Genomic DNA, 3,049 nt, shown 5'->3' with positions numbered 1-3,049 from the left:
TTGTGCATTCGAGTTGGCAAAAACCAAACAAGAGCCTGTAGTGGGTCGTTGGGAAAGCGAGCGAACCGATCACGGTACAAAATATACCGCCCATACCGCATTTGATGAGCCTAAAAAGCTGGTCGTGAAAGTGGCTTCTAGCTCTATGGGCATTGGCGTTCCAGAGAGCGTACAGGTCAAGCCGATAGGCTCTGGTGTCGTACGAGAAGCCTTTATTCCTGTCGTTCCTTCGGTGCAGCTTGGTGAGCGTTTGGGTTTACCGACAGAAGGCTACTACTACCATTTTTACAATGGCCGCTTAGTTCAAGAGTACAAGCTGCTTGGAAATGGCAAGTGGGCATTCTACGGCACACGTTCCACCCACGAGCAGCTTAATGATGAGCAAGGTTACAACGTCTATCAAAGTGCCATTCTGGTTTATTGGAAGCTCGAAGGTAAAGACGTTGAAAACCAACATCTGATTTATCTTGAACAACAAATTACCCGAGAAGAGCTCGACAACATCAATGATGACTGGTTGGCGCAACATGGTATTAAGCTCGATATCAACGAATTGCTTGCGGTGCCCAAGCAACCTGTCGCTGAAAGGCAAACCACTCAACCCTCAGACACAGAAAAAGCAGAGAGCAAACCAGAACGCATACTGTTAGGACGGACTCTAAAACCAACCAACGAGAATCATGGGGAGCCATTGCTGAGCAATATGGCTTGTCGGCGAAACAATTACTTGATTTGAACTCGCAGTACAACGCTGATCCTATGTCATTGAAAGTCGGGGATAGGCTGACCGTTAAGGCCGTCGAACAAAACCAGAGCACTCCAGAAAAAGCGACCGCTTTACCTCCGCTCTCCCCTTGCACCTATAGCTGCTTGGCGAACACGCATTATGATTACTCTGACTCGCTTATCTCAGGAACCCAGTTTAAGGTGATAAACAGCGATAGTCTGTTCGAGAAAGAATTGCCCGTCACGAACTTAACCACCATCACCACCGCTTCTAAAGCAACCGATTATGGTAAAGCTGCACTACTTGCGATCCCCACAAATGGTGCAGCAACGAACCTTGGCATTCTTAGCTCCAGTACGACAAATACTATAGGCACTTGGTCTATTTCAGGAGAAGCGTTAGCAGGCTTTGCGCGAATGGGGGGCTTTCTAGTCGCAGCATTATGGCCGTCTCAGCTTGGGGATGGCACCTCAGACGGAAATCCAGATTTTGCGAATAATGACACCACGACGATGCGTGTACGTTTCAATATGTACACGGACGAGAATGGTAAACAGCAAGTTGTAGGCATCAAAACGGGAGAGGGTAGCGCCTATGGTGATCGAGTTGCGAAGCGTGAGGCGGTGCAACAAGGACAGCACTTTGTTGCTGAGCTAGAAAATGGAATTACCATTACATGGACACCGGATGGCTCAACGGATGTACTGACACCTGATACTGTATTGCCCGAAAATGATCAGCTCGATGTACACAACATTTGGGTGCGCCCGATTGAAGAGCATAAACAAGAGATAGGCACGGTTCTTTACCCTGAGGACGATCTTGCCGAATATATTGTGACTTTCCCTGCTGATGCTGGCGTGTCCCCCTTGTACTTAGTATTTAATAAGCGTAATGCTGGAATGACTAAGGTAAAACCACTGGAAGTAGGCACTTATGGCGACTTAGCGCCAAGAAGTAAAAAGGATGGAATGGATATAGATCATATTCCATCTCAGGCGGCATTGTTAAGAGCTGCGGAAGAAATGCTTGGACGTCCTTTAACTGCTGATGAAAAGAAAGAAATTATTAACTCAGGGGCTGGAGTAGCGATCCCGAGAAAGATTCATCAAAAATGTAGTGAAACATATGGTGGAAGAAATAAACTTGAAAAGCAGCAAGTTGATTCAGGTGATCTAGAGGCGGCAGTAAATTCGAATTTTGATGCGATTAAGACATGTTTAAAAGAAAATGGCTACACTGATGAGCAACTCGAGGGCGCTAGAGAAGAGCTCCACCGCTTAAATAAAGCAAACGGATGGTATTAGATGAACTATTTAGATTTTATAGGCTGCACTTATCAAGACCTTGTGAAAAACCCTAAGTTTGCAGCATTAATAACAGGTAATGTGCCATCGACGATGGACGGCTACACTGAAGAATTTTACATTCGAGCTTTTGATAATGGGCTGGAGTTTCAGTTTGACGCAAACAACAGTGTTCTAAAATTGATTGTTGCCACGAATCCTAACTTCTTTATGGGCGACTTAAAGAATATCTCATCCAAGGAACTAGTTCATCAGATGATGGGGAAACCTGTTGAGTCGATGTTAGAGAAAAAAGTACCAGTACTTGGTGTTGTCGGAGCTTGGGACAAGTACAAGTCTGTGAATGGTCATGCTATTCAAGTCTTATATGAGGTTGGCTCTGCCAAGGTCAAGAGTGTTTTTTATCGATAACATATACCTTCAAACTGGTGTATTGAGACAAAAATAATGGGGAGCATGATTGCTCCCCATTGTCGTTTTTACCGCTGCTGGTGGCATTACTTTTCTTTGATGGCTTCACAGCCTTCGGCATTGTGATGGTTGGAAGAAGAAATGCTGGCGTAGAGCCGATAAAAAACAGATTAAGAATCGACGCTTGTGGTAGACAGTTCGATGAGCTGCGCTCTGACAAATATATCGAAGTCGAAAAGGTTAGAGCTCATTCTGGTGTAAGAGCGAATGAAATAGCCGATTCGCTAGCCGTTGATGCCGCTAGAAGCAATATCGATTGATGTAACAATGCGGTTTGTCAGCATAATCCAACAAGCCGCTATTGCCTGTTATTTGCGTTTTTCTAGATAACATATATCTGAAGGTGGATGCGATTTGGGGGCGAGGTCGGGCATTCGACTAGCCTATCTTTTAGCAAATTTTTGTCCCGAAATGATTTAACGCCAGTATTCTATACGACTGAGGCAGCGTGTGTTTGCCCTACTAAAAGTAATCCATTTTACACCCCATAAATCCTAAAAATATGCCATCTATTTGATATAAGGTATGCGCCCCATGATCCCAC

1 protein-coding gene and 2 pseudogenes are annotated in these 3,049 nt (G+C 44.9%); all 3 read left to right on the top strand.

Features of this window, described 5'->3' with window-relative positions:
* Positions 1-2,034 (top strand): annotated as a pseudogene (locus VOR_RS17580) (T6SS effector antibacterial DNase); the annotation flags it as partial.
* On the top strand, positions 2,035-2,445 hold the full coding sequence (locus tag VOR_RS0100535; protein WP_010317060.1) for a DUF6392 family protein: 411 nt from the start codon (positions 2,035-2,037) through the stop codon (positions 2,443-2,445).
* 124 nt (positions 2,446-2,569) lie between these two features.
* Positions 2,570-2,765, top strand: a pseudogene (locus VOR_RS18625) (RNase H family protein); the annotation flags it as partial.
* Positions 2,766-3,049: the final 284 nt, after the last annotated feature.

The organism is Vibrio ordalii ATCC 33509 (assembly GCA_000257205.1).
Classification (GTDB): domain Bacteria; phylum Pseudomonadota; class Gammaproteobacteria; order Enterobacterales; family Vibrionaceae; genus Vibrio; species Vibrio ordalii.
Note: the sequence above shows the minus strand (reverse complement) of the source record. Positions and strands in the feature narration are given on the sequence as shown.

Bases quoted from the DNA above. Each gene is read 5' to 3' on its own strand.
- VOR_RS0100535 (WP_010317060.1), top strand. From the start codon at position 2,035: ATGAACTATTTAGATTTTATAGGCTGCACTTATCAAGACCTTGTGAAA.